A 4,940-nucleotide genomic window follows, 5' to 3' on the forward strand; every position below is an offset into this window, starting at 1 on the left:
CCGCACGAACTCCCCGGCGACCCGCGGAGCATGGACCAGGACGGTCTCGGGCCGGCCCGCCTCGAAGGCGGCCGGGTCGACGGACGTGTCCTCGACGGGGACGACGCAGTCCGCTCCACCGGGCAGGGGGGCTCCGGTCATCACCGCGCAGGCCTCGTCGTCGTGGATCTCCGGTCCCGGCCCCTGGCCGGCGTGGATCGACCCCACCACCCGGAGCCGCACCGGCGAGTCCGGACCGGCCCCGGCGACATCCGACGAGCGCACCGCGTAGCCGTCCATCTGCGAGTTCACGAACAGGGGGAGGTCGGTCGACGCGAGCAGGTCCCGGGCGAGCACCGAGTCCGCGCACGCCACGAGGGGCAACCGGGTGCTCTGGGAGGCCCGCTGCAGCACCGACGCGAGATGCGTGCGCAGGAGCTCTCGGTACCCGTCGGGGGACGGGCGGGACTCGGGGCGGGTCGGGCGGTCGGGGTGGGAGGCCATGCCCCCACGGTAATCGCGTTGTACTGTGCCTACGGTCCGCGCGCGGGGCGCAGGCGGCGAAGCTAAGGGGCGACGGTGGCGAGAAGGCCGGGGAGAACGACGCTGTGGACCGTCCACGGTGACGGCAAGAGCATCAGGCCCGGCGAGGTCGTGGCCCCCATGGAACGGTTGAGCTGGCCCCGGACCATCGGCATCGGCGCCCAGCACGTGGTGTCGATGTTCGGCGCGACGTTCGTCTTCCCCATCATCATGGGGCTCAACCCACAGCTCGCCATCCTCTTCTCCGGCGTCTGTACGCTGCTGTTCCTGGCGATCGTCAAGGGGCAGGTCCCCAGCTACCTGGGCACCTCGGTCGCGTTCGTCGGGGCGGTCGCGGCGATCCGCGCGCAGGGTGGCACGAGCGCGGAGGTCACCGGCGCGATGCTGGTGGCGGGTGCGACGCTCGCCGTCGTCGGCATCATCGTGCACGTGGTGGGCGGGCGCGTGGTCACCGCGATCCTCCCGCCGGTCGTCACCGGGGCCGTGGTGATGCTGCTGGGCTTCAATCTGGCGCCCGTCGTGGCCGAGACCTACTGGCCGCAGGACCAGTGGGTGGCACTGACGGTGATGATCGCCCTGATCCTCATGACCGTGGGACTGAAGGGCTTCGCCGGCCGGATCGCGATCTTCCTCGCGCTGATCTTCGGCTACGTCCTGTCGTGGATCCTCGACCTGGTGACGGGGCCCATCACCTCGTTCAACGCCACCGCCGGTGAGGTGACGGAGCACCTGCGGGTGGACTGGTCGGGAGTGTGGGACGCGCCGTGGCTCGGGCTGCCGCCCATGACCGACGAGGCCGCGGGCGTGGTGGGAATCCACGCCCCGGACTTCTCGCTCGCGTTCGTGCTGCTCATCGTCCCCGGGATCATCGCCCTGATCGCCGAGAACGCCGGTCACGTCAAGGCGATCGGCGAGATCACGCGCACCGAGACCGACGGCCTGATGGGCCGGGCCCTGGCCGCCGACGGTGCGGGCACCGTCCTGGCCACCTCGTTCGGTGGATCGGCGACGACGACGTATGCCGAGAACATCGGGGTGATGGCCGCGACCAAGGTCTACTCCACCGCCGCATACGTGGTGGCCGCCCTGACCGCCATCCTCCTGGGGTGTTCGCCGAAGCTGGGTGCGGTGATCTCGGCGACGCCCGGCGGGGTGCTGGGCGGGATCACGGTGGTCCTGTACGGCATGATCGGCCTGCTCGGTGCCAAGATCTGGAAGGAGAACCGGGTCGACTTCGGCAACCCGCTCAACCTGGTCCCGGTCGCGGCGGGCGTGGTGATCGCCGTCGGCGACACGACCCTGGTCGTGACGGACGACTTCCAGCTCGGCGGGATCGCGCTCGGCACCCTCGTGGTGGTGCTGGGCTACCACCTCGCCCGGGTGATCGCCCCGCAGTTGAGAGCGCAGGCCGAGCGCGACGAGATCCACGAGCTCACCCTCCTCGGGCCGAACCCGGAGGTGGAGGTGCCGGAGAGGTAGCCGCCCGCCGGTGATGCGGGCGCGCGCCTACACTCGACCCGGACGGCCGGCAGATCGGAGGTGCGCGTGACAACGCAGGACCCCCCGAACACCTCGGTGCTCATCGACACCTTCGGTCGCACCGCGCGAGACCTGCGCGTGTCGCTGACGGAGAAATGCTCGCTGCGGTGCACGTACTGCATGCCGGAGGAGGGGTTGCCCCCGATCCCCGACGCCGCACGGATGACGGGCGACGAGGTGGTCCGGCTGGTCGCGCTCGCGCACCACGAACTCGGGGTGCGCGAGGTGCGCTTCACCGGCGGGGAACCGCTGATGCGCCAGGACCTCGAGCAGATCATCGCCGGGACCAGGGCGGCGTGCCCGGACCTGCCGATCGCCCTGACCAGTAACGGTGTCGGACTCGAGCACCGGGTGGGCGCGCTGGTCGACGCCGGGCTCGACCGGATCAACATCTCGCTGGACACGGTCAACCGCCTGGAGTTCGCGGAGCTCACCCGCCGCGATCGACTGCCGTCGGTCCTGCGCGGGGTGCGGGCCGCGGTCGAGGCGGGACTCGACCCGGTCAAGGTCAACGCGGTGCCGATGCGGGCGACCCTGCCCGGGGCTCCGGACCTGCTGGAATGGGCTCTGACCGAGGGCGTGCAGCTGCGGTTCATCGAGGAGATGCCGCTCGACGCCGACAACACCTGGTCCCGGGTGGAGATGGTCACCGCGCAGGAGCTGCTCGAGGTGCTGGGCGCGCGATTCGACCTCGTCCCCGCCGGCCGCGAGGACCCGTCCGCACCGGCCGAGTTGTGGCAGGTGGTCGGACGTTCGGTGGCGGGGTCTCCGGCACACGTCGGGGTGATCGCCACCGTCACCCGGAATTTCTGCGCGGCCTGCGACCGGACGAGGTTGACCGCGGAGGGCACAGTGAGATCCTGTCTGTTCAGCGACGACGAGACCGACGTCCTGGGCGTCCTGCGTTCCGGCGCGCAGGACGCGGAGATCGCCCGGGTCTGGCGCGGGGCGATGTGGGGCAAGCAGGCCGGGCACGGCATCGGCGGGACGGCGTTCCACCGGCCGCGCAGGTCGATGGGCGCCATAGGTGGATGATTTGTCAACAAAATGGTGCCGGCGTGTCCGGGACAGAGGTTAGAGTCGACCACGTGAGCACGACATCCAGAATGATCACCGTGGGGTACTACGCGGCGGCCGAGGACGCGGCCGGCACCGCGCGCGAGCGCCTCCTCACGGAGGCGACCACCATCGGCGAACTGGCCCGGGAGGTCTGCGAGCGGCACGGTGAGCCGCTCGCCAGCATCGTCACGGTCTCGTCGTTCCTCATCGGCGAGGAGACCACCCGCGATCCCCACGCGTCGATCGACGGGGTCTCCGTGGTCGACGTCCTGCCCCCGTTCGCCGGAGGGTGACCGGTGGGACGGCGTTCGGGGCTCGCGTTGGGCGTCGCCCTGATGTGTTCCGGCGTCGCCTGTGCGGTCGAGGAGCCTGAGGCCACCGCGGTCGTCTCGCTCGGGGTGGCGGCCGCCCCGTCGCTGTCCGAGGCGTTCGTCGACATCATCCGGATCTTCGAGGCGGAGAACCCGGGTGTTCGGGTCCATCTCGAACTCGGGCGGTCGGACGAGATCGCCCGGGGGTTGTCCGAACGCACGGACCTCAACGTCTTCGCCTCCGCGAGCGAGGAGGCGATGGAGTCGGCAGTAGAGCAGGGCGCTGCGGTGGGGCCGCAGATCTTCGCCCGCAACCACGTGGTCGTGGCGGTCCCGGCCGGGAACCCCCGCGACGTCCGAGAGATGGCCGACCTGGCCCGTCCGGAGTTGAGGGTGGGCCTGTGCGCGGTGGACACCCCGTGCGGGAAGGCGACCGAGAAGGTGCTCACGGCCTGGTCGGTGCAACCCGTGGACGCCGTGAGGGAATCGGGTGGGTCCCGCGCTCTCACCGCCAGGCTCGCGGACGGTGAGATGGACGTGGGAATCGTCTACCGCACGGACGTGGCGAGTTCGAACGGGTGGGTGGCGCCCGTCGAGGTGGAGGGCCGCGAACGCGAGCTGATGAGGTCAGCGGGCATGACCCGGTACGTCCTCGCCCGCGTACCCGGTGGGGAGGGCGGCCCGGACGGCGAAGCTGAGCGGGTCGCTGCCGACCGGTTCCGCGAATTGGTCACCTCTGATCGCGGCCGCAGAGCGCTCGAGGGGGTCGGGCTGGAACCGCTGCCGGAGTGACCCGGGTGCCGCCCGGCGCGCGGGACTAGACCAGCCAGTCGTTGGGGGCGAAGAGCTCGGCGTGAATCCGGTGTTCGGGCACCCCGGCCTCGAGGAACCTCGGGCGCATCGACTGGAGGAAGCCGGTGGAGCCACACAGGAAGACGTGTGCGTCCGCCGGGAGTCCGACGGAGGCCGGGTCCATGAGGCCCGGGTGGACCGTCCCGGGTCCGGAGGCCGCGTCCGCGCCGTGCTCGTACCAGGTGTGCACCTCGGCATCGGCGAGCAGTGAGGACTCGCCGGCGACCTCCTCGGCCAGAACGTGCTGGTCGGGCGAGCGGTCCGCGTGCAGGATCAGCACGCGCCGGGGATCGTCGGTCGCCGACAGGTGAGCGATCATGCCGAGCATCGGGGTGATGCCGATCCCGGCCGAGCACAGGACGACCGGTGCCGCGTCCGGGCCCGACCCGGTTCCCGCGGCGTCCAGGACCAGGTCACCGAACGGCAGCGTGACCTGGAGCGTGGTGCCGACCCTGGCGTGGGCGTGCAGCCACCCGGAGACCTCACCGGCGGGGCACGGACCCGCGCCACCGGAGACCGCGTCGACCCGGCGGACGCCGATCCGCCACGTGCCCGACCCCGGCGCCGCCGACAGCGAGTACTGACGCAACTGACGCGCGCCGTCGGGCAGCACCACTCCGACGGAGGTGTACTGGCCGGGTCGGAAGTCTGGCAGGA

At 71.4% G+C, this 4,940-nt stretch carries 4 protein-coding genes and 2 pseudogenes; 4 read left to right on the top strand and 2 right to left on the bottom strand.

Features of this window, described 5'->3' with window-relative positions:
* Positions 1–483: pseudogene (locus tag G6026_RS04100) on the bottom strand (molybdopterin molybdenumtransferase MoeA); the annotation flags it as partial.
* A 159-nt stretch (positions 484–642) separates the two neighbouring features.
* Here G6026_RS04100 and G6026_RS04105 point away from each other — a divergent pair.
* From G6026_RS04105 to G6026_RS04120, 4 genes are all read left to right on the top strand, one after another.
* Positions 643–2,001 carry a solute carrier family 23 protein gene (locus G6026_RS04105; protein ID WP_241725904.1) on the top strand — a complete coding sequence of 453 codons (1,359 nt, stop codon included), beginning with the start codon at positions 643–645 and terminating at the stop codon, positions 1,999–2,001.
* Positions 2,002–2,067: 66 nt separating this feature from the next.
* On the top strand, positions 2,068–3,096 hold the full coding sequence (moaA, locus tag G6026_RS04110) for a GTP 3',8-cyclase MoaA (protein ID WP_231750434.1): 1,029 nt from the start codon (positions 2,068–2,070) through the stop codon (positions 3,094–3,096).
* A 53-nt stretch (positions 3,097–3,149) separates the two neighbouring features.
* Positions 3,150–3,413 (top strand): MoaD/ThiS family protein, encoded by a 264-nt coding sequence (locus tag G6026_RS04115; protein WP_231750435.1) that lies wholly within the window; start codon positions 3,150–3,152, stop codon positions 3,411–3,413.
* Between the two features lie 3 nt (positions 3,414–3,416).
* Positions 3,417–4,223 (top strand): substrate-binding domain-containing protein, encoded by an 807-nt coding sequence (locus G6026_RS04120; protein WP_107755345.1) that lies wholly within the window; start codon positions 3,417–3,419, stop codon positions 4,221–4,223.
* A gap of 25 nt (positions 4,224–4,248) precedes the next feature.
* Here the strand turns inward: G6026_RS04120 and G6026_RS04125 are convergent.
* A pseudogene (locus tag G6026_RS04125) lies at positions 4,249–4,940 on the bottom strand (hemin transporter); the annotation flags it as partial.

It is taken from the genome of Dietzia sp. DQ11-38-2 (assembly GCF_014145055.1).
In the GTDB taxonomy this organism is placed as follows: Bacteria; Actinomycetota; Actinomycetes; order Mycobacteriales; family Mycobacteriaceae; genus Dietzia.